Genomic DNA, 25,538 nt, shown 5'->3' with positions numbered 1-25,538 from the left:
CTGCCGCGCCCAGACGGGCTCGGCTTCGGTAGCGTTGCACCCACAGGGGTGTCCACCCGCGCGCACGCGCTTTCAAGGAGGAAATGGATGTCACGCATTGCCCACGAGGGCTTCCGTTCGAAGGTCATGTCGGCCGAGGAGGCCGCGTCCTTCGTCAAGGACGGGATGAGCGTCGGGTTCTCGGGCTTCACCGGCGCCGGCTACCCGAAGGCCGTCCCGGTGGCCATCGCGCACCAGGCCAAGGAGGCGCACGCCAAGGGTGAGCCGTTCAAGATCGGCGTCTGGACCGGCGCGTCGACCGCTCCCGAACTCGATGGTGCGCTGGCCGAGGCCGACGCGGTCGAGTGGCGGATGCCCTACCAGTCCGACCCGCAGATGCGCGCCAAGATCAACGACGGCTCGGCCTACTACTCCGACGTGCACCTGTCGCACGGCGCCACCTACGTCGCTCAGGGCTTCTTCGGCCCGCTGCACGTGGCCGTGATCGAGGTGACCGCGATCACCTCCGACGGCGAACTGGTGCCCTCGTCGTCCGTCGGCCTCAACCGCACCTACTTGGCCAAGGCCGAGAAGATCGTCCTCGAGGTCAACTCGTGGCAGTCCGAAGACCTGCTCGGCATGCACGACGTCTACTACGACATCGCCGTGCTCCCGCCGCACCGCAAGCCGATCCCGCTGACCAAGCCCAGCGACCGGATCGGTCAGACCACCCTCAAGGTTGACCTCGACAAGGTCGTCGCCGTGGTCGAGACCGACGCCAGCGACCGCAACACCCCGTTCAAGGCTCTGGACGAGGACTCCAAGGCCATCGCCGGCCACCTGCTCGACTTCTTCGACCACGAGGTCAAGCAGGGACGACTGCCCGAGAACCTGCTGCCGATGCAGTCGGGCGTGGGCAACATCGCCAACGCGGTGCTCGCCGGCCTGCTCGAGAGCAAGTACGAGAACCTGACCAGCTTCACCGAGGTGATCCAGGACGGCATGATCGACCTGCTCGACTCGGGCAAGGTCACCGTCGCCTCCGGCACCGCCTTCTCGCTGTCGCCTGATGCCGCACACAGGGTCAACGACAACGCCAAGAAGTACCGCGACCTGATCATCCTGCGCCCGCAGGACGTCTCGAACCACCCCGAGCTGATCCGTCGCCAGGGCGTCATCGCCTGCAACGGCATGATCGAGGCCGACATCTACGGCAACGTGAACTCCACTCACGTGATGGGCTCGCGGATGCAGAACGGCATCGGCGGTTCGGGTGACTTCACCCGCAACGGCTACCTGTCCGGCTTCGTCACCCCGTCGACGGCCAAGGGCGGCGCGATCAGCTGCATCGTCCCGATGGTCAACCACATCGACCACACCGAGCACGACACCGACTACCTGATCACCGAGCAGGGTCTGGCCGACCTGCGCGGACTGGCCCCGCGCCAGCGGGCCGAGGTGATCATCGAGAACTGCGCGCACCCTGATTACAAGGAGCAGCTGCGCGAGTACGTCAAGCTGGCCGAGAAGATGGCCAACGGACGCCACACCCCGCACGACCTGTCCAGCGCGTTCAGCTGGCACGTGCACTTCTTGGCCAACGGCACCATGAAGATGAACTGAGCACCGACAGCCAGCCTCTGACGAGGCACCGGTTGACGACTGAGGCCCACGCACCAGCGTGGGCCTCAGGTCATCTGGTGACGATCTCGGTGCCTACTCGGAGTAGCGCCAGACCACCGGCGGGTCGCCGAGGGAGTTCTGGTAGGTCAGCAGCATGGTGTCGTACGGAGTGTCGACGTAGCCACTGAAGTCGACCGACACGTAGCCCGTCACGCACTCGCCCACCGCCAGCGAGACAGTGTTGCTCTTGGGGTAGGCAGGCTGATGGCCACCCTCGGCAACGACATTGAGGTTCTGCCTGTCGGGCGACAGTTCCGAACGGAACGCCCCCACCCCGATCGGCAGCTTGCCGCTGGCCTTCGCCGAGTCTGGCAGCCCGGTGACACACAACCGCATGTTCCAGGCTTGCAGGAACTCGAACTCAACCGGAGCTTGGAAGTCAGCCGGCAACGGCAGCCGCTCGATGGTCAGGTACTTCAACGTCGCCTTGCCGTAGGCGCCCATCTCGATCACGCTCGGCTGGTTGGCCGGCGAGGATGACGACGCGCTCGAGGCGGCGGTGCTGGGTGCGGTGCTCGAGGCCGAGGTGCTCGGCGAGTTCGGCGCGCTGGTGGCGCTCGGCGTGGTCGACGGGGTGGACGAGTGGGTGGTCACCGGCAGGCTCGGCCCCGACGTCGGAGAGGTCGGCTCGACCTGCGAGGTGCTCGGCGTGACCGTCCCGGCAGGACCGCCGGCGTCGCGGTTGAGCAGCAGGTTGATGCCAGCTCCGACGGCGACCAGACCCAGGGCAGCGGCGACCGCAAGCGGCGCCAGCCAGCTGCGGCGGGCGCGCCGCACGGCCAGTTCGTCACGTTCGTCGAAGTCGCGGACGACGGTCTCGTCCTTGGTGGACGACCCGCCGGCCATGATCGCGGCGAACATCGCGTCGGGATCGGGGACGTCCCGCTCAGGGGGAAGGTGCAGGTTGTCGTTCATCGGTGTGCTCCCAGCAGGGTGGCGGCACGGGTGCCGGCCAAGGTGGTGCGTGCACGGAACAGACGCGACTTCACAGTGCCCTCGGCGACGCCCAGGGCCTTGGCCGCATCAGCCATGCTCAGCTCGGACCAGCAGACCAGCTCGATCACCTCGCGCTGCTCTGCAGGCAGGACGGCCAGCGCCTCACGGATCGCTACCATCGTGTCCTCCGCCGCCACCCACTCGTCGACGTTGTGGCCCTCGCCGCGATCGTGGAAGGCGATCACCTTGGTGCGAAGGTTGGCCTGGCGGCCGGTCGAGCGTTGCTGGGTCAAGCACTCCTGTCGCGCCATCGAGATCAGGATCGGGCGGGCCGTCTCTGCCTGGAGGGGATCGATGGTGCCTTCCTGGGCTCGGCGCCACAGGGCCATGAAGACCTGCTGGGTGGTGTCCTCAGCCGCCGACCAGTTGCCCAGGATCCTGAAGCAGTGGTTGTAGACGGCCTTGCGGTGACGGTCGAAGATGGCACGGAACGCGTCCTGGTCGGGATGCTCCACGAGCATCGACCAGTCCGCGACGTCGGAGTCGATGGTTGGCCAGGAAGCTATCGGTCCTCCTTCGTCCCGGGCGGTGAGGACCGCCTCCATCATCGCCGTCATGACCCGTGTATGCCACGAGACCCAGCATGGTTCCCGTCCAGTCTGGACCAGTTCGGGGCCATCGCTCGACTACAGTCACAGGGCAGACCAGACGGGCGAGCGAACGAGGAGCAGACGTGGGTCAGGCATCGATCACCAGGCAGTCCGCGGACCGATTGGCCGACCACTTGGTCGCCCTGCGGCGCGAACTGCACCAGATCCCCGAGGTGGGCCTCGACCTGCCCCAGACCCAGGCCCGTCTGCTCACCGAACTCGAAGGCCTGCCGCTCGAGATCAGCCTGGGCGAGTCGCTGACCAGCATCACCGCCGTGCTGCGTGGCGGTGCCGCACCCGACGACCTCGCCCAGCGCCCGGTCGTCCTGTTGCGCGGTGACATGGACGCACTGCCGGTCGACGAACAAACCGGGCTGGAGTTCGCCTCGTCCAACGGAGCCATGCACGCCTGCGGGCACGACCTGCACATGGCCGTGCTGGTCGGTGCGGTCAAGGTGCTGTGCGAACTCTCCGACGACCTGGCCGGCGACGTGGTGTTCATGTTCCAGCCCGGCGAGGAGGGCCGCAACGGTGCCTCGCACATGTTGCGCGAGGGCATTCTCGACGCGGCCGGCAAGCGGGTCGACGCCGCCTTCGCGCTGCACGTGTTCAGCGCCTTGGAACGGGCCGGCACCTTCGCCACCCGACCTGGGACGATCATGGCCTCGTCCGACCTGTTCCATGTCACGGTGACCGGACGCGGCGGTCACGGCTCGACCCCGCACCTGGCCCTGGACCCGGTGCCGGCGCTGGCCGAGATCGCCACCGCCTTCCACACCCTGGTCACCCGCAAGTTCTCGATCTTCAACCCGGTCGTGGTCACCGTCGGCCAGATCCATGCCGGCACAGCCGGCAACGTGATTCCCGAGAACGGCTTCCTCGAGGCGACGCTGCGCACCTTCGATCGCGACGTGCGCACCCGCCTGATCGCCGAACTCGAACGGGTGGCGGTTGGCATCGGTGAGGCCCACGGGGTCGAGATCACCACCAACCTCGAGGGCCTCTACCCGGTGACCGTCAACGACGACGATCAGTTCGCGTTCACCGCAGACACCATCCGCGAGCTGTTCGGGGACGACCGCTTCGTCGAGTGGGCGCAGCCCCTGGCCGGCGCCGAGGACTTCAGCCAGGTGCTGGAGGAGGTGCCGGGCTGCTACATCGGCCTCGGCGCGGTGCCCGACGACCTCGACCCTCAGACCGCACCGTTCAACCACTCCGCCTACGCGGTGTTCGACGACTCGGTGCTGGCTGATGGTGCCGCGCTGCTGGCCGAGTTGGCGGTACGCACCATCACCCGACTGAACAACCAGAAGGAGGGCTGAGGTGGCCGGCGCACGTCCCGGGCGCAGCCGGCTGAGCGGCCGTCGACCGACGCCCGGTCGTCCGAGGCGGATGAGCCCTCCCCCACCGGCACCACCGACCACCCACCTGCCCGCCCCCGAACGCCGGGCGCTGCGCGAGGTCGCCCGCACCGGCGAGGCCGAGGCTTCGGTGCCGTGGTCGCTGCGGGTGGCGGCTGCCTGGTCGTGGCGGCTGCTGCTGGTGGCTGCGGGCATCATCGGCATCGGCGCCGTGCTGATGCGGTTCTCGGAGGTGACGATCCCGCTGGCGATCGCGCTGCTCCTCACCGCCCTGTTGCGCCCGGTGATCACTCGGCTGCAGAAGTGGGGTCTGCCCCGCGGCCTCGCGGTTGCGGTCGGTGAACTCGGCGGCCTGCTGCTGGTGGGTGGAGTGATCACCCTGATCGGCTGGCAGATCGCGTCGAACTGGGACGACCTGGTGCGCCAGGCCAACGCCGGCTACCAGCGACTTCTCGGGTGGCTGAGTTCTGGCCCCCTGCACATCCCCACCGAGCAACTGACCACCTGGGGCACCCAGATCGCCGACTGGGCACGACGTTCCCCGTCGCTGCTGGCCGGCTATGCCGCCCGTGCGGGCACCAGCCTGGGTGCGTTCCTCGCCGGCATGGCGATCGCACTGTTCTCGCTGTTCTTCATGCTCTATGACGGACGCGCGATGACCCGGGCCGGGCTCGGCCTGCTCGACCCGGACGATCGTCCGCGCACCCTGCGCGCCCTGCACCGTGGCTGGGACTCACTCGAGGCCTACGTGCGGGCCACGATCGTGGTGGCGGCCGCAGACGCCCTGCCGCTGTTCCTGCTGGCGCTGATCCTGCGGGTGCCGATGGCCGCCGCCCTGGCCGCGCTGGTGTTCCTGGGTGCGTTCGTCCCGATCGTGGGCGCCTTCACCGCCGGATCGGTGGCGGTACTGGTGGCGCTGGTGACCGGAGGTTGGCTGAAGGCGCTGATCATGTTGATCGGCATCGTCGTCATCCAGCAGGTCGAGGGCCATGTGCTGCAGCCACTGCTGATGGGGCGCATGGTCGCCATCCACCCGCTGGGGGTGTTGATCGCGATCGCGCTCGGCATCACCTTGGGCGGCATCGTCGGTGCGTTGATCGCGGTGCCCGTGCTGGCCTTCGCGAAGGCCTTCGTCAACGGCTGGCGCCACCACCACGATGAGGGAGTCGACCCAGCCCACGCCGCGCCGTCGGCCTCCAGCCCCTGAGGACCGGCACGGGGAGCGACAGACCGTGGTCGCGCTAGTCTGGCCGGGTGACCGACCAGCACGACGACGACGCCACCGCTCCGCGTCCTCGTCGTGCCGACGAGGCGCCCATGTCCGAGACGCTGTCACCCCCGCAGCCTCCTGCACAGACCCCCGAGGGTGAGTTCGTCCCGCAGCAGTGGCCGATGCAGCCCGCCCCACCCCACTACGGGGCTGCACAGCAAGGTGCCCCCTACGGCTCACCTCCCTCACCGGACCAGCCAGCGGCGGCGCGTCCCAAGGAGATCCTGACCCTGCCGCCGCTGGACGAGTTGGAGCCCCAGCTGCCGATCAGCGAGGCGACCGGTCAACCACGGCGCGACACCACGATGTTGGTGGGCATGGGCCTGCTCTATGCCAGTGCGGTCGCGTCGGCTGTTGCGTACTGCATCGTGTGGTGGCGCTCGATCCACATGGAGACCTACTTCTCGGCCGCCCGGATGCTGAGGTTCACCCACGACCGGCCCGGCTCGTGGCAGTCGCTGATGTGGGCGGTGCTGGTGGCTCTGACCGCGCTGGTGATGGTGACCGCCCCGGCGGTGGCCGGGTTCCAGGCCTGGAACGGCTACCGCTGGAGCCGGATCGCTGCGATCGTCGCGGCGGTGCTGAGCTTCCTGGGGTTGCTGCTCAACCAAGTGGCCTGGGCTGCGATCCCCTTGGCGGTGCTCGGCGCTGTGGTGCTGTGGCTGCCGCAGGTGTCGCGCTACTTCGGCTACTGGGAGGCCTACCGGGCGCCGGTCCCCAAACATCCCCGCGACACCAGCAACGTCGTCTACGGACCACTGCCCCGCTACCGCTGACGCGTCACCGCGCACTCGGGCAGCAGGTCGTCCTCACTTGAGACGCCAGGCCGCGAACACCTTCTCGACGTCGGCTGACGGCGTCCACCGGTACCACTGCAGCGTGGTCGGGTCGCGCCAGAACAGCGGGGCATTCCTGCCACGAGCTCGGAGCACCTGCAACCGGTCGCCGCTGGGTTGGACGAGGCCCAGCACCACCTGCGGGTCGTCGCCGGGGCCAGCGGTGTCCTTGGAGGAGTGGGCGACCAGGTCGGCCACCACCAACCGGTGCTCGGCATCAGTGAGCAGCATGCCGCTGATGTGGCGCTCCTCGAAGGTGCCACCGGGCGGGGTGAAGTCGCAGAAGACCGTGCCAGTGGCGGTGGCGGGGCTCACCGGCATCAGTCCAACCTGGGGACCGAAACAGAACTTCGCCTCCTTGGCGCCACCGGGCGGCACGGAGCCAGCGTCGGCACGCTGGCGCCCCAACAGCCGGACGAAGGTGCGTATCAGGGTCGACTGCCCGGCGGCGCTGGGCTGCTCCGGCTCGTTGCCGGGGCAGTCCGCGCCCGCCGGCAGCCTGACTCGGCTGCCGTCGGCGTACTCGGCGACCAGGGCCTCGCCACGGGCGCAGCCTGTCGGGCTCTGGCTGGCGGCCACCAGGTCGTCCAAGCGGGTGGTGAGCGCATCCTGCGGGGCGAACCGGGACCCACCGCAGATCCACACCCGCACCGGGCCGTCGGGCAGCGGCTGACCGACCGGGAGCACCCGGGCCAGGCCCTGCTCGCACGGATGGGGCGATCCGGTCGACTCGTCCAGCACGGTGCGCAGCAACTGCAGGGTCGTCGGTGACGGCATCCAGCGGTACCAACGTTCCCCCACCCGCCAGGAGAACTCGCCGGTCGCGGTCTGGTGCAGGCGGAGCCGGTCACCGTCGACGGCCAGCAACTGCAGGTCGAGCCCACCCTGGGTGTGGTCCTCGGTGCCGGACTTGGTGTTGGCCTTCAGGTCGGCCAGCAGGGCCGTGAGCTGGGTCGAGCCGATGGTCGCGTCCGGGGTTGGCCCGACGCCATCGGTCCACCCGCAGATGACGGCACGGTCGACCTCGTCCACGCTGGGGGTCAGCAGCGACTCCCACGGGTCGCACGGGTAGTGGGGTACCGCGACCCGGGTGAAGCCGGCGCTGCGTTGCTGGGTGAACAGTGACAGGGTCAGCTCCTCGATCGAGCTGGCACCGCCGCGACCGCCGATGATGCCGCAGCCCGCGCGGCTGCCGACGATGGTCTGGGTGCTGCCATCGGCGTGAGCGAGCACGTAGACGTAACTCGGTGCGCCGACTCCCAGGCAGGGCATGTTCGACTTGGCCGGGGGAAGGGCGTTGAAGGTCGCCACCCAGCGGTCGAGCCCGGTGGTCAGTACCTCAGCCGGCGGATGCGTCGCCCCGTCGGCGGAGTCCTTGACCGGACACCACTGCAGGCTGACCACGTCGTCGGCGACCTCGACCGCATCGGATGGCCAGTCCGGTTCGCGCTCGGGGCAGCCCGGACGAGGCGTCGGGTCGACCTCGACCGGCCAGACCTCTGCCGGCAGTGGCTCGTCCTGACTGGGCCACAGCAGCAAGACTGCCCCAGCGACGACGGCGGTCAGGCAGACGATCCCGATGACCCACCCCACCCAGGGTCGCCAGGTCAGCATGGCGTCACTCGCCGGTGGTCGTCAGCCGGTCGAGGATCTTCTGCACCTGGGGCGTGGGGGTCCACTCGTAGGAGTCCTCGGCGCCGGGCAACTGCCAGTACAGGGTCTTGGCGTTGGCGTCGGCGTGGCGCACCCAGATGCGTTCGCCGTTGTCACGCAGCAGGGCCAAGGTGGCCCTCATGGCGGGGATCCGGGTCTGCCGACGGACCGAGTTCGCCCGCAGGTCGTCCATCACGAGCTTCTGCTCTGCTGGCGACAACAGCACTCCCGCGGTGTGGCGCTCGTCCTGCAGGCTCATGGTGAAGCGGCAGTGGCGCACCGTCGTGACGTCACCGAGCGCCATCGGCATCACGTTCTCGACCACGTCGAGGTCGCAGAGCTTGCCCATGTTCTGCAGGGGCTTGGCCAGCCCGGTCTCGGATCGCTGCTCGGCCAACATCCGGGGGAACTCCTGCATGGCCGAGACCTGCTGCATGCAGTCGGCCTTGGGAATCATCAGGCGGACGCGGCGGCCGTCGGGGTACTCGGCGATGAACGACTCGTCGCCCGGCTGGGCGATGCACGGCTCGATCGACCCGTGGGTGGTCTGGGCGAACTTCGCCGCACGCTCGCCCTCGAGCGGTTCCGGCGGCGCGTAGCGGTAGGTGGAACACATCCACACCTTGGTCGCCCCGAGCGGCAGCGGGTCTGTTCCGGAGGCTGACAACAACGTCGACATACAGGGATCGTTGACCTCCATGGGGACGCTGGGGGACGACGAGCTCGACGAAGGCGCAGGCGACGCGGCACGGGCGGCGGCCAGCACCTTCTGTGAGGTCTCGTTCGGCTTCCACACCTTCCAGGCGTTCGGGCCGTCGGCCATCAACCACTCAGCCTTCTCGCTGCTGAACTGCAGGACGAGCATCTCGCCGTTGTCCTGGTAGAGGTGCAGGGTGGGCCCGTCGAGGTTGGGTGAACCGAGGTAGCGCTCGAGGTTGTCACTGATGTCGCGCACCAGGGCTGCCACGGCGTCGGGAGCGATCAGCTTGGCGGTGTCGGGCCCGAAGGCGCAGAGCGCCGCCGAGGTCGTCTGATGGAGGCGGCCGGGGATGGTCGACTGGAAGGCCGCGCACGGGGTGAAAGACGCCTTGGTTGGTACGAATGCCTCTCCGCGCTGGCTCTGGTAGAGCTCGATCGTCTTCGAGCGCATGGTGTCGAAGCCGAGCCTGCCGCCAATCGTTCCGCAGCCGGCGGCCATGCCACCCACGGTGCGGGTGCTGCCGTCGGGGTAGGTCAGGACTGCGGCGCCGGGGGTCGAGTAGTTGGCCGGGCAGACCCGGTCGGCCGGGGCCGTCTGCAGCGCGTTGTAGGTGCTGATCCAGTCGTCGAGACGCTGGGTGAGCAGTTCGGGAGGCGTCCACTCGTTCATGAATGCACTGCCATCGGTCGCGGTGCACCAGCGCAGCGAGACCGCACCCGTCGGCAGGTCGCCCTCGAAGGGCTCGAGGTAGGCCTGTCCGTCGGCTGGGCAGCCGGAGTTCTGCACGGGGGCGTCGGGGTCGGACGAGGCAGCGCTCGTCCGTGGTGCTGGTAGGGCACTGCCACGGCCGGCCTCAGCGGGACCCACTGCAGGGCCGTTGGTCCCAAGTCCACCGAACTGGGTCATGGCAAGGGACACCGCGGCGATGACTGCGGCGGCCCCGCCGACGCCAGCGACGGCATTGCGCCGGCGCGACCGGGCAGACCACGTGTCGACGGCCTTGTCGGCCCACTCGCTGGTATCAGGATCGTCCGGCAGTGCCTGCTGGAGGCGGTCGCGGAAGTCGTTCATCGGTGCTCCTCAGTCCTTGCCCTGTGGGCGGTCGGTGGGGAGTGGGGGAAGCGCGGCGCGGTCGGCGTCGGCCAGGTGAGGAGAGTTGCGCAGGGCGATGATCGCCCGGTGGGCGTGCTGCTTGACCGCCCCGACCGAGATCCGCAGGGTCTCTGCGGTCTGCACCTCGGTGAGGTCGTCGAAGTAGCGCAGCACGATGACTGCCCGCTGCTGACGTGGTAGGTCGAGCAGCGCCCGGGCCAGGTCGCCGTCGGCATGCTGGTCGGCGGCACTCGTCCGCTCGGGCGTGGTCTCGCGCGGGGCCTCACGCCACGATCCGCGACGCCACCAGGCCAGGTGGGCGTGGTAGATCGAGGTGCGCACGTAGGCCTCGAACGAGTCCTCGTCGTTGTTGAGCCGGTCGAACTTCGTCCAGCAGCGAGACAACGCGTCCTGGACGAGGTCTTCGGCACGTTGCCGATCACCGGTGAGCAGCCAGGCCGACCGCCACAGCGCAGCACCCCGCAGCGAGACGAACTCCTCGAAGTTCGCCCAGACCCGCTGCTCGGGCTCGTGCACCATGGTGGCCATTGTCAACCCTCCTCACCACCCCAACGGGGGAGGCGGGCTCGTTTGGTTGACAGGGGCGGCGGGTTGGTGGCGGGCAGCTGCTCGCGGTCGGTGCCCCGGAGGTGGTTTGTGGCGTGAACCGCGCCTTCATTCGGTGATTTCACGCCACGAACCCGCTGGGCTGCGCCCACCTCAACCAACATGACTCGATCTGTGGCGTGAAACACGTGGTCAGCCGACGATTTCACGCCACGAATCGGTCGGAGCACCATCGCCTGGCCAAGCCCACCCCACCGGCGGGGGCCACCTCCGATCGGCGGATCACTCCGGGTAGTCACGGAGCGATCCGCCACTCGGGTGATTGGCCGCGATCCCAAGACGCCAGCAACCTCGTCCCACCGCGGACGACCCCAGTCTCAGCGAGCCCTGTTCACCCGTCCGATCAGGGTCTCGCCGTTGGCCAGCCGGGCCTCGTCGTCCGAGCCGGGCAGGTGCAGTCCGCGCAGCGATCGTCCCGCGGTCTCGTGGAAGAACACAACCGCGATCAGACCGATCAGACCCGCAGCCGCCAAGTAGATACCCGGCATGATCGTGATGTCGGTCTTGTTGATCAGCCACTGCACCATGAAGCCTGCGGTGCCGCCGAAGATCGCGGTGGCGATGTTGTAGCCGAGCGCGAAGCCCGAGTAGCGAACATTGGTCGGGAACAGCGCCGGCAGGGTCGCCGAGATGTTCGAGATCAGTGCCACCAACAGCAGTCCGAGAATGCCGATGCCGAGCATCTCGAGCACCGCACTCCCCTGCCCCATCAGCATCACCGCAGGAATCGACAGCACCGTGAAGCCGACCGCCGCAGCGATCAACACCGGACGACGCCCCACCCGGTCAGTGAGCGAGCCGATCGGGGCGATGATCGCCATCATGATCAGCTGGATCACCACGAGCATCCAGCCGGCCGAGACCTCGTCCTGGCCCAGCGAGTCCGACAGGTAGGTCGGCATGTAGGTGAGCACCAGGTAGAAGGCGACGTTGAGCATGATCACGAAGCCGGTGAGCTTGAGCAGTTGGGCGGTGTGGTTGCGCACCAGGTTGCCCAGCGCTGACAACGAACTCTCGGTCTCGCCGGCCTGCTCGATCTCGGTGAAGGTCTCGGACTCGGTCAGAGAGCGGCGCATCCAGATCGCCAGCAGGCCGAGCGGCAGGCAGATCAGGAAGGGCACCCGCCACCAGAACGAGTTCATCCCGTCCTCGCCGACGATCATGGTCAGCACGGTGCACAGCACGGCGGCGGCCGAGAACCCGGCCAGCGTCCCGAACTCCAGGAACGAGCCGTAGAAGCCGCGCCGGTCGTCCGGGGCGTGCTCCGACATGAACACCGCAGCCCCGGCGTACTCACCACCGGCCGAGAAACCCTGCACGATCCGCAGAAGGAAGAGCAGGATCGGCGCCCAGATGCCGATCTGCTGGGCGGTCGGCAGCAGTCCGATCGTCGCCGTGGCCACCGACACCAGGCCGATGGTGAGCACCAGCACGCGCTTTCGTCCGATCCGGTCACCCAGCGGACCGAGCACCATGCCGCCGATCGGGCGCATCAGGAACGAGATCGCGAAGCCGGCGAGCGCGAACAGTCGCTGCGAGCCCGGGTCGGACGAGAACGGCTCGAAGAAGTGGTAGCCGATGTAGAGCGTCAGGTAGCCGTAGATGCCGTAGTCGAACCACTCCAGGGCGTTGCCCATGGCCGACCCGGCAACCGCCTTGCGCATCCGGTGGCGCTGGTCGGGGCTGAGGTCGGCCTCGCGGGTGCGCGGCAGCGGGGCGGTCATCGGTGCGATGGTCATCGGGTGTCCTTCCCGGTCAGGAGGGGTTCCGCCACCGCCGCGTCGGCGAGGGCGTGGGCCAGCCCGAGGTAGGCGCGGGCGGCCGTGGCGAGGTCGTCGACGGCGACGGACTCGTCGGGTTGGTGGGCCTGGGTGGTGATCTCACCCGGCCCGAGGACGATCGTGGGCACGCCGTGGTGCTGGGCGAGGAACCCGCCCTCGCACGCTGCGGTCCAGCGCTGCAGTTCGGCGTCGGGACGACCGGCCGCGTGGACGGCGGTGATCGCTGCGCGGGGCAGCGGGTCGTCCTCGTCGCAGAGGAAGCCGGGCATGGCCATGTCGAGCCGGCCGGTGACCTCGATGCCGTCGCCGGTGATGCCCTCGGCGCGGATCGCCTCGAGCAGGTCTTCGAGCACCTGCTCGGGCTGCTCGTCGGGCATCAGCCGGCGGTCGACGTCGAGGGAGCAGTGGTCGGCGACGATCGAGGTGCCGTGGCCACCGACGATTCGTCCGACATTCCAGGTCGGGGTCCAGAAGTCGCCACCGGCGGCGTCAGCATGCTGGTCATGCTGGCGCTTGAGCAGGGCGACGATCTGGCTGGCGGCGATGATCGCGCTGGCCCCGTCGCTGGGACGACCGGCGTGCGCGGCTCGTCCGGTCACCTCGAGGTGCAGGTTGGCCGCCCCCCGGCAGCCGACGATCACGTCGAGGTCGGTGGGTTCGGCGACGATGCAGGCGAGCAGATCACGGGCTTCGGCATCGGCGAGGTGGTGCTGGACGCCGGTGGCCAAGTCCTCCTCGTCGACGGTGACCAGCAGTTCGACCGGGTGGGTGAAGTCGGGGTCACGGGCGAGGGTGTCCATGGTGGCCAGCACTGCGGCGATCCCGCCCTTCATGTCGGTCGAGCCTCGTCCGTACAGCCGACCGCCCTCGACCACGGGACCGAACGGGTCGCGCGTCCAGCCAGCACCGGCGGGGACGACGTCGCTGTGGCCGAGGAACACCAGCGCCGCACCTGGCCGGTCGGCGCCGGAGACGATGGTGAGGTTGTCGCGTCCGGCGACGACGGTCTGGCGGGTGACCTCGAAGCCGAGCGCGAGCGCCTCCTGCTCGAGTTGGTCGACCGCATCGGCCTCATGCGTGGGGTCGGGACGCAGGTCCGGGTTCTCGCTGCGCGCGGAGATCAGTCGCGAGGCGAGGTCGACGAGGCGTTCGGTGGACCAGTCAGCGAGCTCGGCAGAGCGAGTTCGTTGACCAGGTCCGCCGCTCACGACGCACCTCGACGGATCAGCTCGCGCGGTGCGCTGGTGAGCACCTCGGCACCGTCGGGGCCGACCCGCAGCGCCTCGGACAACTCACAGCCGTAGCCGTCCATCCACATGCCTGCGATGAAGTGGAAGCACATGTTGGTCTGCACCTCGGTGGTGTCCTCGCGGCGGATGCTGACGGTGCCCTCGCCCCAGTCGGGCGGGTAGCCGATGCCGATGGAGTAGCCCAGCCGGGAGTTCTTCGACAGTCCGTGGCGGGCCAGGAAGTCCCAGTAGACCCCGGCGACCTCACCGGCGGTGCGTCCGGGCTTGACCGCCTCGATCGCGAGCGTGAGGCCCTCGGCGGTGAGCGCGCCGAGTCGTTCCAGGTCGGACGAGACCTGCCCCACCGCGACCGATCGGGCCAGCGGGGCGTGGTAGCGCTGGTGCGCGCCGGCGATCTCGATCGAGACGGTCTCACCAGCGACCAGCGGGCGAGCCGACCAGGTCAGGTGCGGGGTGTCGGCGGCCTCGCCCACGGGCAGCAGCGGGACGATCGCTGGGTAGTCACCGTCGATGCCGTCGACGCCGGCGACCTGCGCGTGCTGGATGGCAGCGACCACCTCGTGCTGCGGCACACCGACCTCGATCGCGTCGATGCCGACGGCCATGGCGTTCGAGACGATCCGTCCGGCCTTGCGCATCAGGTCGACCTCGGCGTCGGACTTGACCAGCCGCAGCCAGTTCACGACACCGTGGCCCTCGACCAGGTTCCACTCGGGCAGACCGTCGCGCAGGGCGAGGTACGAGCGGACGCTGAAGAAGTGGGCGTCCCCCTCGATCGCGACCTGGCCGCCGGCGAACCGTTCGGCCCAGCCACGGGCACGCAGTTCGTCCGCTGCCCAGGTGCAGGGGTGGGTGTCACGGCGGTGGACGGTGGTCTCGGGGTAGCCGAGGATCTCGTCAGGGGCCAGCGCGGCGGTGCGGTGGGCGCCGTTGGCGTCCATCTCTCGCGAGACGAACAGGGTGGTGGCGTCGTCGGCGGCGATCAGCAGGAACTGCGGCATGTAGAACGACCAGGCGTTGTAGCCGGTCAGGTAGTACAGGTTGGCCGGGTCGGCGACCAGCAGGCCGGCGTAGCCCTTGGTGCGGGCGGCCTCGGCGGCACGCTGGCGGCGCTGGCGGTACTCAGCAGGATCGAACGTCATCGTGCCCCCATCCCGGTGTCGGCGCCTCGGCGGGGCGTGGCCGCGCCGTCGAGCCGCGAGTGCTGTGAGTTTATCGTTCGAGGTCTGACCGGGGGTGGCGTCCTGTCCCCGAGACACGCCCCCGGGTTGGTCGAGCAGGGCGAGGCACGAGCCCGTTGCCCTGGTTGGTCGAGTAGGGATGGTTGGTCGAGTAGGGCGAGGCACGAGCCCGTGTCGAGACCACCCCCCTCACTCCCCTGTACCGTCGCCCCATGAGCCAAACGCTGGGCAACCGCCTGCTGAACGCCCTGGGGCGGGCGCTGAAGGACACCTTCACCAAGCAGGTGAACCGCCGGACCACGGCCACCAAGCGTCGATCGACCACCAAGCGCAGGACCACCACCCGCGCCAGGCAGACCACCCGGACGACGCAGAGGACCACCCGGCGCAGCCCCGAACTGTCGCGTGACTACCCCGGCGACTTCACCGGCAGGCCCGACATCAGCTACGCACCGGTGCCCGGCAACCGGCCTGACCCCGGCGAGGTGGTCTGGTCGTGGGTGCCCTACGAGGAGGACCACACCGAGGGCAAGGATCGTCCGGTGCTGCTGATCGGACGAGACGGCGACTGGCTTCTCGGGTTGCCGCTGACCAGCAAGGACCACGACCGCGACGAGGAGCAGGAGCGCCGGGCCGGCCGCCACTGGGTCGACGTCGGCAGCGGTGCCTGGGACCGCTCGCGTCGTCCCTCGGAGGCCCGGGTCGACCGGATCGTGCGGATCAATCCCGATGACGTGCGCCGCGACGGCGGTGTGCTGGACGAGCACCGCTTCAACGAGGTGGCCACTGAGGTGCGACGCCACCACCCCTGAGCCCAGCACCGGCTGAAACTCGCTGTCACACCTCCTCACCCCCCTCGATGCGTCGGTAGGCCAAGGACCCCTTCACGAATCGAGGTCGACCGACGCGAAGCCCATCGATCCCCCCGGCCCCAAGGCCTACAGCTGGCTCGGTGTGCTCTCGAACAGTGCAGGTGCAGAAGAGGTCGAGTTCACCTACAGCGAGGACCTGGTCACCGACGACGGCACCGCGAAGAAGTACGGCAAGGGCTGGTACGTGGTCGAGGAAGCAGTGATCGCCGACGACAGTGCCCCTCCCGCAGATCCTCGGCGCGAAGCGCGCACGGTCTGGTTCGTCAAGGACGGCAAGATGGTGATCCTGACCCAGCGCACCAACCACCCAGAACTGCTCAAGAACAACCCGGTGCTCGACGAGCCTCTGATCACCGTCGAACAGGTGCTGCAGGTGCTCGACACCGTGATCTGAGCTCCCCTGGGGCGACGAGTCGAGACCACCTTCACCCGGGTGGTCTCGACTCGTCGTCAGTGCGCCCGGCACCACGGTGACAACGCCGAATGGGCATGAAGAGAGCGGGCGACGGGAATCGAACCCGCGTGTCCAGCTTGGGAAGCTGGCGCTCTACCATTGAGCTACGCCCGCGTGACCTGAGGTCGGACCCGACTCTAGCGCACCGAGCAGCCGGGCTCACCAGCACCCGTTGACCAACACTTGCACAGGATCAGGATCGGGCCATGACCGAAGAAGAACGCGCACTCAGTGGACAACTGTTCGCTCCCGGACACCCCGACCTGGTTGCGCTCAAGACGAAGTCGCACCTGCTCAGCCAGCAGTTCAACGCCCTGCCCGAGACCGACGCCGAGGGACGCCAGCGCATCCTGGAGGACCTGTTCGCCGGCATCGGCGAGAAGACCCGGGTTCAGGGCCCGATCCAGATCCATTACGGCTGCCACACCACGATCGGGCACGGCTGCTTCATGAACTTCAACTTCACCGTGCAGGACGACGGGCTGGTCACCATCGGCGACCACTGTTCATTCGGGCCCAACTGCACGATCGTGACCCCGCAGCACCCACTGATCGCCGAGGAGCGGCGCAGCGTGGTCGGCAGCGACGGGGTCGGACGGGCCCTGTGCTGGGCCGAGCCGGTGACCATCGGCAACGACTGCTGGTTCGGCGCCAACGTCGTGGTCACCCCCGGCGTCACGATCGGCGACAACTGCGTGATCGGCGCCGGCAGTGTGGTGACCAGCGACATCCCGGCCAACTCGATCGCCGTCGGGGTGCCAGCTCGGGTCGTCCGTCAGGTCAGCCCGGACGACACCATCCGCAACCGCTTCACCGACCTGCACTGACCAGTGGCCGCGGGCTGCTCGTCCAGTTCGCGGACGAGCAACCCGGCAGCCCAGTCGGTCTCGGAACCTGAGGTCACCAGACCAGACGCTCGGTGGGTGCGCTTCGCGCCGTGGCCGAGGCGTCGCGGTTGACCGAATCGCCCAGGACCTCGTCGATCCGGGTCAGCACGTCGGACGGCAACTCGATGTCGGCCGCGGCCGCAGCGGCGGTGATCTGCTCGGGCTTGGACGCCCCGGCGATCGCCGAGGCCACGTTGTCGTTCGCAAGGATCCAGGCCAGCGCGAGCTGGGCCATGGTGATCTCGAGTTCATCGGCGATCGGCTTGAGCTGCTGGACGCGCTCGAGCAGGGTCTGGTCCTGCAGCTTGTTGGTGAGGAAGGTGTTGACCCCCTCGGTGGCTGCGCGGGTGCCCTCGGCAGGGGCCTCACCCGGCAGGTACTTGCCGGTCAACACACCCTCGTACAACGGGGAGTAGACCACCTGCGAGACTCCGATCTCACACGAGGTCGGCACCACCTCGGGCTCGATCACGCGCCAGATCATGTTGTACTGCGGCTGGTTCGACACGAACGGGATGTGCAGTTCGCGCGCCAGCCGGTGGCCCTCGCGCAGCTGGTCGGCGGTCCACTCCGAGACGCCGATGTAGAGCGCCTTGCCCGAACGGACGACGTCGGCGAAGGCCTCCATCGTCTCTTCGAGCGGGGTGAAGTGGTCGTAGCGGTGCGCCTGGTAGAGGTCGACGTAGTCCATGCCGAGCCGCTTCAGCGAGGCATTGATCGACTCGTGGATGTGCTTGCGGCTCAGACCGGTGTCGTTGGGGCCCTTGCCGGTCGGGAAGTAGACCTTGGTGAACACCTCGAGGCTCTCGCGACGCTGGTCCTTCAGGGCCTTGCCCAGCACCTCTTCGGCGCGGCCCTCTGCGTAGGCGTCGGCGGTGTCGAAGGTGGTGATGCCCGCCTCGAGCGCGGCCTTGACGCATGAGAAGGCGATGTCCTGCTCGACCTGCTCACCGTGGGTGAGCCAGTTGCCGTAGCTGATCGCCGAGACCTTGAAACCCGAGTTGCCCAGGTAGCGGAACTTCATCGTGCATGTCCTCTCTGTCGTCCCGGCGGACGCCTGTCTCTGACGCTACTCGACCCTCACCCGACTAGCGGGTGGCTTGAGAGGTGCTGGGAGTGCCCCCTCCGCGACGGGCAGCGGACCCGGCGGTTCAGGACGTCCAGCGGCGCTGGTGCGCACCAGCGCCAAGTTCCTCCTGGCTGCCACCCGGACGACGCAGCACCGCCGGCACGTCGTCGGGGACGAGCACGTCGACCACGATGTCGTCGCCGTCGCGCCGCCAGGCGCACTCGACTCGTCCACGCGGGGTCTGGCGGGCAGCCTTCGCCCAGTCCAGTCCCTCACCGGGCACGGGCGCGAGCAGCACCGACGCATAGCCGGGAGCGCCGGGGCGGATCCCGCCGACCACCTGGTAGAGCCAGTCGCAGACCGCTCCGAGCGCGTAGTGGTTGAACGAGGTCATCTCGCCGGGGTTGATCGAGCCGTCGGGCAGCATCGAGTCCCAGCGTTCCCAGATCGTGGTGGCACCCATGGTCACCGGGTAGAGCCACGAGGGGCACTCCCTCTCGAGCAGTAGGCGGTAGGCCGACTCGGGATGACCGTGCTCGCTGAGGGCCCACGTGACGAACGCGGTGCCGGCGAAGCCGGTCGACACCCGGTGGTCGGCCTGCTCGACCAACTCCGCCAGCCGGTCAGCGGCCGCCTGGACGAGGTCGTCCGGCATCAGGCCGAAGTGCAGGGCGAGCGCGTAGACGGTGGCGCAGTCCGACAACACCTGCCCGTTCTCGGACACGTAGTGCTCGACGAAGGCAGCCTTCGTCTGATCGGCGAACTGCTGCCAGCGGGGGGCGTCGTCGTCCAACCCGAGCACTCGGGCGGCCTCGGCGGTGAACGACGCCGAGCGGTACAGAGACGCTGTCGCCACCACGCCCTTGTCGGCCTTGGCGGCGGCGGGGTCGTCCGGCGGGGCGTCCGGGTCGAGCCAGTCCGCGAACTGGAACCCGGTGTCCCACAACCCGGTGGGCGAGAGCACCTTCTCGACGCCCTCGAGGTGCTGCACCATGCCCGAGTACTGCTCGTCGAGCCGGGCCGGGTTGCCGTAGGCCCACCACAATGCCTGCGGCACCCACACCGACGCGTCACCCCAGATCGCGGTCGGGGTCTTCATGGCGAACGGCATCTTGTGGGCGACCAGCTTGAGCGCATCGGGAACCACGTTGGGCACCAGCCCGGAGTGGCGGGTCTCGAGCTCGAGGTCGACCAGCCACGAACCGAGGAAGTCGGCCACGTCGAACTGGCCCGCGGCGGTGGCGGCGTAGGCGGCGATGTCACCGGTCCAGCCCAGCCGCTCGTCGCGCTGCGGGCAGTCGGTCGGCACCGACAGGAAGTTGCCCTTCTGCCCCCAGATCGAGTTGCTGACCAGTTGGTTGACCTGGTCGTCGGAGCACTCGAACCAGCCGGTGCGCTCGAGTTCGGAATGGACGACCACGGCCTCGATGGCGCCGTAGTCGACCGCGGCGGCCAGGTCGCCCGGCCAGCCTGACACCTCGGCGTAGCGGAACCCATGGAAGGTGAAGGTCGGCTCGAACACCTCCGGCTGGCCCGAGCAGACGAAGGCATCGGTGGCCCGGGCCCCGCGCAGCGGACGCACGCCCAATTCGCCGTGCTCGAGCACCTCGGCGTGACGCAGGGTGATCTCGGCACCGGCAGGACCGTCGACGCTCACCCGCAACCAACCGACCAGGTTCTGACCGAAGTCGAGCAGCTGGGCACCGCTCGGCGAGGTGCTCAACGTCGGGCGGAGCACCTCGTGTCGGCGCACCGGCGGCGAGGCCTGCGCCACCAGGGTCTCGCGGTCGAGGTCGAGGGTGGTCACGTCGAGCGCGGTGGCCGGTTCATGGCGCAGCCGGGCGTCGATGGTCTGGCCGTTGTAGAGGGAGTTGGCGACCGTGTCGGTGGTGGTGCAGGTCCAGTCGGGGCTGGTGGACAGTCGCTGGATCGCGCCGTCGCCATGCTCGACCTCGAGCACCGCTGCCACCCCGATCCGGTCGCCGTAGTTGGCCTCGGCACCGAGGAAACCCAGGTCGCCCCGCCACCAGCCGTTGCCCAGCCGCAGCCCCACCTCGACGGCGTTGTCACCGCCCCGGACGAGGTCGGTCACGTCGTCCTCGATCACCTGCAGCCGCCATTCGTAGGCGGTCCAGCCGGGATTGAGCACGGCATCGCTGGTGGGCTGGTCGTTCACGGTGGCCTCGAAGACTCCGTGCGCGGTCGTCCACAACGTCGCGCGGCGGATCTGGTCGGCCGGGGCGTCAAGTTCGACTCGACCGGTGAACAGCAGCACCGCCCCGTGGTCGGCGTCGGCGGACAGCAGTTGCGCTTCGGCGAACAGTTCGGGCAGGGCGGGGGTGGGCGTGGGCATCAGGTGTCCTCAAACGGGCAGAAGTTTGGTCGGTCACACCAGCCTGCCCCGGTCACCGCCAACTTGTGCCGGTTTCCGGACATCAGATGACGGCCAACCCAGCTGGCTGCAACGGCCGAGGGCGCCCGCGAGTATTGAGTACATGGGTGTCGACGACGTCGAGCAGTGGTACCGCGACCACGGCCGCGCGCTGATCGCCTTCGCCCATCTCGTCGCGGGTGAGCGGGAGATGGCCCGCGACGCCGTCCAGGAGGCCATGTCACGCTGCCTTCCACACTGGCCTCGCATCGAACCGCGTGGCCGGCTGGCCTACGTCAAGCGCGCCATCGTCAACCACGTCTCGAGCGCACGCAGCCGCGGGCCGCATTTGGTCCTGGTCGACGACCCTGTTTCGCTGCAGGGCTCGGCGACCGACCCCGACCCGGCAGACGACGCGCTCTGGGCCCTGTGCCGAGAGCTGCCTGCCAACCAGTGGGCCGCCCTGGTGCTGCGCTACCACGACGACGCGTCCTACGACGCGATCGCCGCAACGCTCGGGTGCACCACCAGCACCGCCCGCTCACACGTCCACCGTGGCCTCGCCACCCTCAGGAAGCAGTTGGACCATGACTGACGACGACCTCGAGACCAGACTCCGCTCGATGATGGCGCGTCGGGCCGCTGATGCCGGTGCTCCGCCCCCGCTGGCGGCCCCTCCAACCCGCCAAGGCGGGGGACGACGCAGCCTGGTGGTGCTGGCCGCCGCGGCAGTGCTGTTGGTCGCCCTGGTGGTGGGCGTCTCGCAGTTGACGGGGGGTCGCAACGGCTCCCCCGCGCAGACAGCGGCTCCCGCCACGACCAGCACCGCCCCGAACCGCACGACTTCACCGTCGACGCCCCCACGTACCCCTGCGCCCACGTGGCGCACGGCCTCTCCCTCGCAGACCGAAGTCGACGGCAAGCGTCAGGAGAGCTGGCAGACCCCGTGCGGCCCGGTCAGGCTGGTCGACGGTCGCGTGCACCTCACCGACCAGCCAGCGTCGCTGTCGCCCGGGGCCACGTCGATGCTGCTGTGCGACGCCGGCTCCCACGGACTGCAGGTCCAGCCACCAGCCGAGGTCCTGACCACAGGTGTGGCCGGGATCATCGACGCCTACAACCAGAGCCCTGACGGTTCGTGTGAACCCGAACTGTTCCCCGCCGCCTTCCAACTGATGTTCAGCTATCCCGACGGCCACACCGAGGCGGTCACCGGCCAGCTCTCGTCCTGTGGGCCGGTCGGGAAACGCACCGGGGCGGCAGGAGTGATCACCGCGGTGCGAGCCGCCTTCGACCAGCAGCAGACGCCGTCTACAACGCTGGAACCACCCGCCGACCCGTGCTCGATCCCCCGGGACAGCTGGTTGCCCGCTGATCCGAGCACCACGGTGCGCGTGTACCGCTGTGCCTTCCCGCAGGTGGTGGGAAGGACCGCCACCCAGTTCGAGGTCACTGATCGTGCGACGCTGGACGAATTGCGGACGGGCCTGCGCCGACAGACGAGCGATGAAATGGGCGGCTCTGCCGATGGACCGTGGTTCGTCGCCGTCGACCAGCGGGGACGGACCTACCAGTTCGACCTGGTCAGCGACACGGTCTGGGCAGGCATCGGTGGGAAGGCTCACAAGTGGCAGCCGTCGCCGACTGCACTGGCCGCCCTCAACGAGCCGTGCTCGTCCACCGTCGCCTGCCAGACGCCGACGGCACGGGCCCCGGGCCGCTGACCGGCGGCTGGGAGGGCACCCTGAGCGACCCCCGAGATCGTCCCTGAACAGCCTCACGCGGTGCTGACACCGACCCGACGGCCGCTTACGGTGAGTCCATGACCAGCCATCCGCTCCCCCAGCCCAGCCACGACCCGGGATCCATGCGGGTCTCCGACGCCGACCGTGACCTGGTCACGCAGGTGCTGAACTCGGCCTACGCCGAGGGGCGGATCACCCACGACGAACTCGACGAGCGGATGGACCTGGTGCTGGCGTCCAAGACGTTCAACGACCTGCGCCCGATCACCGCCGACCTGATGCCGTCGCCGATGACCGAGCAGTACGCGACTCGTCCGGCCGGCATGGTCAACCCGGTCGAGTCCACCGGAACCGGCCTGGTGGTGCTGGACGATCCTGCCGCGGGCCACACCAGCGACACGATCACCGCAATCATGGCCACCCGCCGCCGCGAACCCGGTTGGCAGATGCCGCGGCGCACCTCGATCAACGTCGTGATGGGCGATGCGATCCTCGACCTGCGCGGTGGGGTGATGCAGGCCCGCGAGTGCGAGATCAACGTCAACTGCGTGATGGGCGACGTCAAGCTGCACGTGCCCGACGGTGTCATCGTGATCGACCGCACCACCTCGGTGATGGGTGACATCACGGTCAAGGGGATGCGTCCTGCTCCGGTCGGCTCACCCACGATCACGATCACTGGCTTCGTGATGATGGCCGACGTGAAGGTCTACGGACCCGACCACGAGAGCTTGGGCGTGAAGCTGGGCCTGACCAAGAAGAAGTGACCACGCGGTTGTGCCCGTGACCGCCGGGGCTGGCAGGCTGACCGGCATGGACGAGCTCTTCGCACCCCCCACCGAGCAGTGGCGCCGGCTCTCGCCGCGCTACGCGTCGATGAAGCGGGTCAGCGTGCTGATCGGTTGGGGCATCTTCGCCCTGATCGTGATGACCCCGCTGGTGGTGTGGGCGCCGTGGTGGGTGTCAGTCGCGGTCGGTGTGGCGCTGCTCGTCCTGGTCGCCTGGCGCTACGTCCGTCAGGGACGGCTGGCAGCCTCGTGGGGCTACGCCGAGCGGGACGACGAGCTCTACGTCACCCACGGGCTGTGGTTCCGCCACCTGTCGATCGTCCCGTACGGCCGCATGCAGGTGGTCGAGGTCAGCTCAGGTCCGGTGATGCGCCACTTCGGACTGGCTCGCGTGCAACTGGTGACCGCGTCGGCGTCGACCGATGCCAGCATCCCCGGCCTGACCGCGGACGACGCGATCGCCCTGCGTGACCGGCTCACCGAGCGCGCCCAGCACCGGCAGGCCGGCCTGTGACCCAGCCACCTCGGTTCCCCGATCCGCCGTGGGGCTCGCAGCCCCCGCAGGTGCCGCCAGTGCCCCCGGTTCCGCCGGGGCCTCGGGCACCCGGCCCGGACGAGCGCCCCACACCCCCGACCGGCCACCAGCCGCCGGCGCACGGCCATGACCTGCAGCCGGGGCAGCAACCCCTCGCTCCGTGGACTCCGCCGGCACCGGCCTCGCCGCCCGACCCCGGGCAGCGCCCGCATCCGCTGAGCCCGTTCGTCCAGGGGTGGATCGGTCTGGTCGCACTGATCTTCTTCCTCGGCCGCGACGTGCTCGAGAACGGCTTCGACCCCGAGAACTGGACCGGGGCACGGTTGTGGGTGAGCCTGGGCGTGCTCGTGTTCATCGGCCTGATCACCGTGGTCATCGGCTACTTCAGCTGGCGCTACACCCGCTTCGTGCTCGACGACGACGGCCTGCGGATCGACCACACCTTCATCCAGCACCAGTCCGACCGGGTGCTCTACAGCAAGATCCAGTCGGTCGACATCGTCCAGCCGTTCGCCGCGAGGCTGCTCGGTCTGGCGGCGCTTCGCGTCGACGCCGGTGGCGAGGCCAAGAAGATCCAGTTCCTCAAGCGGACCGCCGCCGAGCAGTTGCGTGACGAGTTGCTGCGGCGTGCCACGGTCACCCGCCACCCCCAGACCGCACCCGCGATCGCGCCCCCACCGGCCCAGCCGACTCAGCCGGGTGCCGCACCGTCGTGGACGCCCGGGTCGACCGGTGCACCGGTCCAGCAGCCGGCACCGGCCACCTCGGGGCAGCCCGGTGACCCGGCACCGTGGACCCCACCGGGTCAGTGGCAGCCGACCGTCGTCCCCTCCGCACTGCCGCAGGAACCGACGCGGGTGCTCGTCCGGCTCACCCCCGCACAGCTGGTGCTCGGCGCGGTGACCTCGCCCGAGTTCGTGATGTCGGTGGTCGGCCTGCTCGCCTTCGGGCTGGTGCCCTACCTGATCACCGGCGAGGTCTGGAGCGCGGGCATCGTCGTCCCGGCCGCCTTCGGCCTGTTCGGGTTCATCTCGAACCGGCTGATCAAGGAGTGGAACTACCAGCTCAGCGAGTCGTCCTCAGGCACGGTGCGCATCGGACGAGGCCTGACCACCACGGTCACCCAGACCGTTCCGGTGCACCGCATCCAGGGGTTCTCGATCAGCCAGTCGGTACTGGCCAAGCCGTTCGGGCTGTGGCGGGTGCAGATCGAGGTGCTCGGCTACAGCGGTGAGGAGGCCGACGAGGGTGGCTCGACGGTGCTGATGCCGGCCGGTTACTGGCCGCAAGTGCTGACCGCGCTGCAGGCGGTGTGGCCGGGCTTCGACCCCGAACAGGTCGCCCTTGAGCCACTGCCCGAGCGTGGACGAAAGCTTCGTCCGCTCACCTGGCACACCCACCGCTGGGGCCTGGACGACCAGGTGCTGCTGCACCGGGGCGGGCTCGTCCAGCACACGGTGTCGGTGGTGCACCACGCGAGGGTGCAGTCGGTGCAACTGTCGCAGGGGCCGTGGCAGCGTCGTCTGGGGCTGGCCAGCGTCCATGCCCACATCACCAATGGCCCGGTGACGCTGTCGATCCCGTCGATGGACGCAGCCGAGGCCGGGCACCTCGTACGCACTGAACTCTCGCGTGCCCGGCAGGCCGCGGCCTTGGCTGCCACACCGGATGGGGAACGGCCGGTCGGTGGTGTTCCACCCACGGCGGCGCCGCCCGCTGCCCCCAGCAGCTGGGACGCACAGGCCCCGCACCCCGGGAACCCGAACTCGTCGCAACAACTGTGACGCATGGTCGAGGCTGATCCATTGTTCGGGTCGC

The 25,538-nt window shown here is 69.1% G+C and carries 22 protein-coding genes and 1 tRNA gene; 12 read left to right on the top strand and 11 right to left on the bottom strand.

Annotation, left to right across the window (positions count from 1 at the left end; genetic code table 11):
* The first annotated feature begins 87 nt into the window (after positions 1-87).
* Positions 88-1,602: an acetyl-CoA hydrolase/transferase family protein gene (locus tag IE660_RS09550; protein WP_203568127.1), complete on the top strand. Its 1,515-nt coding sequence runs from the start codon at positions 88-90 to the stop codon at positions 1,600-1,602.
* A 93-nt stretch (positions 1,603-1,695) separates the two neighbouring features.
* On the opposite strand, the gene IE660_RS09545 is transcribed toward IE660_RS09550, so the two are convergent.
* Complete coding sequence (locus IE660_RS09545) at positions 1,696-2,577, bottom strand: hypothetical protein (protein ID WP_203568126.1); 882 nt, start codon at positions 2,575-2,577, stop codon at positions 1,696-1,698.
* On the bottom strand, positions 2,574-3,215 hold the full coding sequence (locus tag IE660_RS09540; protein WP_203568125.1) for an RNA polymerase sigma factor: 642 nt from the start codon (positions 3,213-3,215) through the stop codon (positions 2,574-2,576). Before IE660_RS09540 ends, IE660_RS09545 begins: the two co-directional genes overlap by 4 nt.
* A gap of 116 nt (positions 3,216-3,331) precedes the next feature.
* On the opposite strand from IE660_RS09540, the gene IE660_RS09535 reads away from it, so the two are divergent.
* The 3 genes from IE660_RS09535 to IE660_RS09525 are packed head-to-tail and all read left to right on the top strand — an operon-like array spanning position 3,332 to position 6,655.
* Complete coding sequence (locus tag IE660_RS09535; protein ID WP_328701917.1) at positions 3,332-4,570, top strand: M20 metallopeptidase family protein; 1,239 nt, start codon at positions 3,332-3,334, stop codon at positions 4,568-4,570.
* 1 nt (position 4,571) lies between these two features.
* Positions 4,572-5,816, top strand: coding sequence for an AI-2E family transporter (locus tag IE660_RS09530; protein ID WP_203568123.1), 1,245 nt, complete (start codon positions 4,572-4,574; stop codon positions 5,814-5,816).
* A 47-nt stretch (positions 5,817-5,863) separates the two neighbouring features.
* Positions 5,864-6,655 carry a hypothetical protein gene (locus IE660_RS09525; RefSeq protein WP_203568122.1) on the top strand — a complete coding sequence of 264 codons (792 nt, stop codon included), beginning with the start codon at positions 5,864-5,866 and terminating at the stop codon, positions 6,653-6,655.
* A gap of 33 nt (positions 6,656-6,688) precedes the next feature.
* On the opposite strand, the gene IE660_RS09520 is transcribed toward IE660_RS09525, so the two are convergent.
* From IE660_RS09520 to IE660_RS09495, 6 genes are all read right to left on the bottom strand, one after another.
* A complete protein-coding gene (locus IE660_RS09520; protein WP_203568121.1) occupies positions 6,689-8,329 on the bottom strand; it encodes a hypothetical protein in 1,641 nt (546 codons plus the stop codon).
* A 4-nt stretch (positions 8,330-8,333) separates the two neighbouring features.
* Positions 8,334-10,139: a hypothetical protein gene (locus IE660_RS09515; RefSeq protein ID WP_203568120.1), complete on the bottom strand. Its 1,806-nt coding sequence runs from the start codon at positions 10,137-10,139 to the stop codon at positions 8,334-8,336.
* 9 nt (positions 10,140-10,148) lie between these two features.
* On the bottom strand, positions 10,149-10,700 hold the full coding sequence (locus tag IE660_RS09510; protein ID WP_203568119.1) for a SigE family RNA polymerase sigma factor: 552 nt from the start codon (positions 10,698-10,700) through the stop codon (positions 10,149-10,151).
* A gap of 404 nt (positions 10,701-11,104) precedes the next feature.
* Positions 11,105-12,526, bottom strand: coding sequence for an MFS transporter (locus tag IE660_RS09505; RefSeq protein ID WP_203568118.1), 1,422 nt, complete (start codon positions 12,524-12,526; stop codon positions 11,105-11,107).
* Positions 12,523-13,776 carry a M20 family metallopeptidase gene (locus tag IE660_RS09500; RefSeq protein WP_203568117.1) on the bottom strand — a complete coding sequence of 418 codons (1,254 nt, stop codon included), beginning with the start codon at positions 13,774-13,776 and terminating at the stop codon, positions 12,523-12,525. Before IE660_RS09500 ends, IE660_RS09505 begins: the two co-directional genes overlap by 4 nt.
* The gene (locus IE660_RS09495; protein ID WP_203568116.1) at positions 13,773-14,960 is read right to left on the bottom strand and encodes a M24 family metallopeptidase; all 1,188 of its coding nucleotides are present in this window, start codon (positions 14,958-14,960) and stop codon (positions 13,773-13,775) included. Before IE660_RS09495 ends, IE660_RS09500 begins: the two co-directional genes overlap by 4 nt.
* 251 nt (positions 14,961-15,211) lie before the next feature.
* Between IE660_RS09495 and IE660_RS09490 the strand changes: the two genes are divergently transcribed.
* Positions 15,212-15,811, top strand: a complete 600-nt coding sequence (locus IE660_RS09490; protein ID WP_203568115.1) for a type II toxin-antitoxin system PemK/MazF family toxin — start codon at positions 15,212-15,214, stop codon at positions 15,809-15,811.
* Positions 15,812-15,953: 142 nt separating this feature from the next.
* The gene (locus IE660_RS09485; RefSeq protein WP_203568114.1) at positions 15,954-16,265 is read left to right on the top strand and encodes a hypothetical protein; all 312 of its coding nucleotides are present in this window, start codon (positions 15,954-15,956) and stop codon (positions 16,263-16,265) included.
* A 103-nt stretch (positions 16,266-16,368) separates the two neighbouring features.
* Here IE660_RS09485 and IE660_RS09480 read toward each other — a convergent pair.
* Positions 16,369-16,439 (bottom strand) — tRNA-Gly (locus IE660_RS09480).
* Positions 16,440-16,531: 92 nt separating this feature from the next.
* On the opposite strand from IE660_RS09480, the gene IE660_RS16405 reads away from it, so the two are divergent.
* Positions 16,532-17,152, top strand: coding sequence for a sugar O-acetyltransferase (locus tag IE660_RS16405; protein WP_203568113.1), 621 nt, complete (start codon positions 16,532-16,534; stop codon positions 17,150-17,152).
* Positions 17,153-17,225: 73 nt separating this feature from the next.
* Here IE660_RS16405 and IE660_RS09470 read toward each other — a convergent pair whose 3' ends face one another.
* Together IE660_RS09470 and IE660_RS09465 are read right to left on the bottom strand one after the other, a co-directional pair.
* Positions 17,226-18,236 (bottom strand): aldo/keto reductase family protein, encoded by a 1,011-nt coding sequence (locus IE660_RS09470; protein WP_203568112.1) that lies wholly within the window; start codon positions 18,234-18,236, stop codon positions 17,226-17,228.
* A gap of 127 nt (positions 18,237-18,363) precedes the next feature.
* A complete protein-coding gene (locus IE660_RS09465; RefSeq protein ID WP_203568111.1) occupies positions 18,364-20,634 on the bottom strand; it encodes an alpha-L-rhamnosidase in 2,271 nt (756 codons plus the stop codon).
* A 142-nt stretch (positions 20,635-20,776) separates the two neighbouring features.
* Here IE660_RS09465 and IE660_RS09460 point away from each other — a divergent pair, with 142 nt between their 5' ends.
* The 5 genes from IE660_RS09460 (at position 20,777) to IE660_RS09440 (ending at position 25,504) form a co-directional block, all read left to right on the top strand.
* Positions 20,777-21,247, top strand: coding sequence for an RNA polymerase sigma factor (locus tag IE660_RS09460; protein ID WP_203568110.1), 471 nt, complete (start codon positions 20,777-20,779; stop codon positions 21,245-21,247).
* A complete protein-coding gene (locus IE660_RS09455) occupies positions 21,240-22,376 on the top strand; it encodes a hypothetical protein (RefSeq protein ID WP_203568109.1) in 1,137 nt (378 codons plus the stop codon). Before IE660_RS09460 ends, IE660_RS09455 begins: the two co-directional genes overlap by 8 nt.
* Before the next feature lie 98 nt (positions 22,377-22,474).
* The gene (locus tag IE660_RS09450) at positions 22,475-23,164 is read left to right on the top strand and encodes a DUF1707 SHOCT-like domain-containing protein (RefSeq protein WP_203568108.1); all 690 of its coding nucleotides are present in this window, start codon (positions 22,475-22,477) and stop codon (positions 23,162-23,164) included.
* Between the two features lie 46 nt (positions 23,165-23,210).
* Positions 23,211-23,699: a PH domain-containing protein gene (locus IE660_RS09445; RefSeq protein WP_203568107.1), complete on the top strand. Its 489-nt coding sequence runs from the start codon at positions 23,211-23,213 to the stop codon at positions 23,697-23,699.
* Positions 23,696-25,504 (top strand): PH domain-containing protein, encoded by a 1,809-nt coding sequence (locus tag IE660_RS09440; protein ID WP_203568106.1) that lies wholly within the window; start codon positions 23,696-23,698, stop codon positions 25,502-25,504. The genes IE660_RS09445 and IE660_RS09440 overlap by 4 nt, the downstream gene beginning before the upstream one ends.
* Positions 25,505-25,538: the final 34 nt, after the last annotated feature.

This window comes from Aestuariimicrobium ganziense (genome assembly GCF_015352975.1).
GTDB lineage: Bacteria > Actinomycetota > Actinomycetes > Propionibacteriales > Propionibacteriaceae > Aestuariimicrobium > Aestuariimicrobium ganziense.
This window is presented reverse-complemented; position numbering and strand designations above follow the sequence as displayed.

Coding starts and splice junctions, on each gene's coding strand:
- IE660_RS09505 (WP_203568118.1), bottom strand. CDS start 12,526: ATGACCATCGCACCGATGACCGCCCCGCTGCCGCGCACCCGCGAGGCC.
- IE660_RS09455 (WP_203568109.1), top strand. CDS start 21,240: ATGACTGACGACGACCTCGAGACCAGACTCCGCTCGATGATGGCGCGT.
- IE660_RS09520 (WP_203568121.1), bottom strand. CDS start 8,329: ATGCTGACCTGGCGACCCTGGGTGGGGTGGGTCATCGGGATCGTCTGC.
- IE660_RS09495 (WP_203568116.1), bottom strand. CDS start 14,960: ATGACGTTCGATCCTGCTGAGTACCGCCAGCGCCGCCAGCGTGCCGCC.
- IE660_RS16405 (WP_203568113.1), top strand. CDS start 16,532: ATGACCGAAGAAGAACGCGCACTCAGTGGACAACTGTTCGCTCCCGGA.
- IE660_RS09510 (WP_203568119.1), bottom strand. CDS start 10,700: ATGGTGCACGAGCCCGAGCAGCGGGTCTGGGCGAACTTCGAGGAGTTC.
- IE660_RS09490 (WP_203568115.1), top strand. CDS start 15,212: ATGAGCCAAACGCTGGGCAACCGCCTGCTGAACGCCCTGGGGCGGGCG.
- IE660_RS09515 (WP_203568120.1), bottom strand. CDS start 10,139: ATGAACGACTTCCGCGACCGCCTCCAGCAGGCACTGCCGGACGATCCT.
- IE660_RS09465 (WP_203568111.1), bottom strand. CDS start 20,634: ATGCCCACGCCCACCCCCGCCCTGCCCGAACTGTTCGCCGAAGCGCAA.
- IE660_RS09550 (WP_203568127.1), top strand. CDS start 88: ATGTCACGCATTGCCCACGAGGGCTTCCGTTCGAAGGTCATGTCGGCC.
- IE660_RS09460 (WP_203568110.1), top strand. CDS start 20,777: ATGGGTGTCGACGACGTCGAGCAGTGGTACCGCGACCACGGCCGCGCG.
- IE660_RS09445 (WP_203568107.1), top strand. CDS start 23,211: ATGGACGAGCTCTTCGCACCCCCCACCGAGCAGTGGCGCCGGCTCTCG.
- IE660_RS09540 (WP_203568125.1), bottom strand. CDS start 3,215: ATGACGGCGATGATGGAGGCGGTCCTCACCGCCCGGGACGAAGGAGGA.
- IE660_RS09545 (WP_203568126.1), bottom strand. CDS start 2,577: ATGAACGACAACCTGCACCTTCCCCCTGAGCGGGACGTCCCCGATCCC.
- IE660_RS09470 (WP_203568112.1), bottom strand. CDS start 18,236: ATGAAGTTCCGCTACCTGGGCAACTCGGGTTTCAAGGTCTCGGCGATC.
- IE660_RS09450 (WP_203568108.1), top strand. CDS start 22,475: ATGACCAGCCATCCGCTCCCCCAGCCCAGCCACGACCCGGGATCCATG.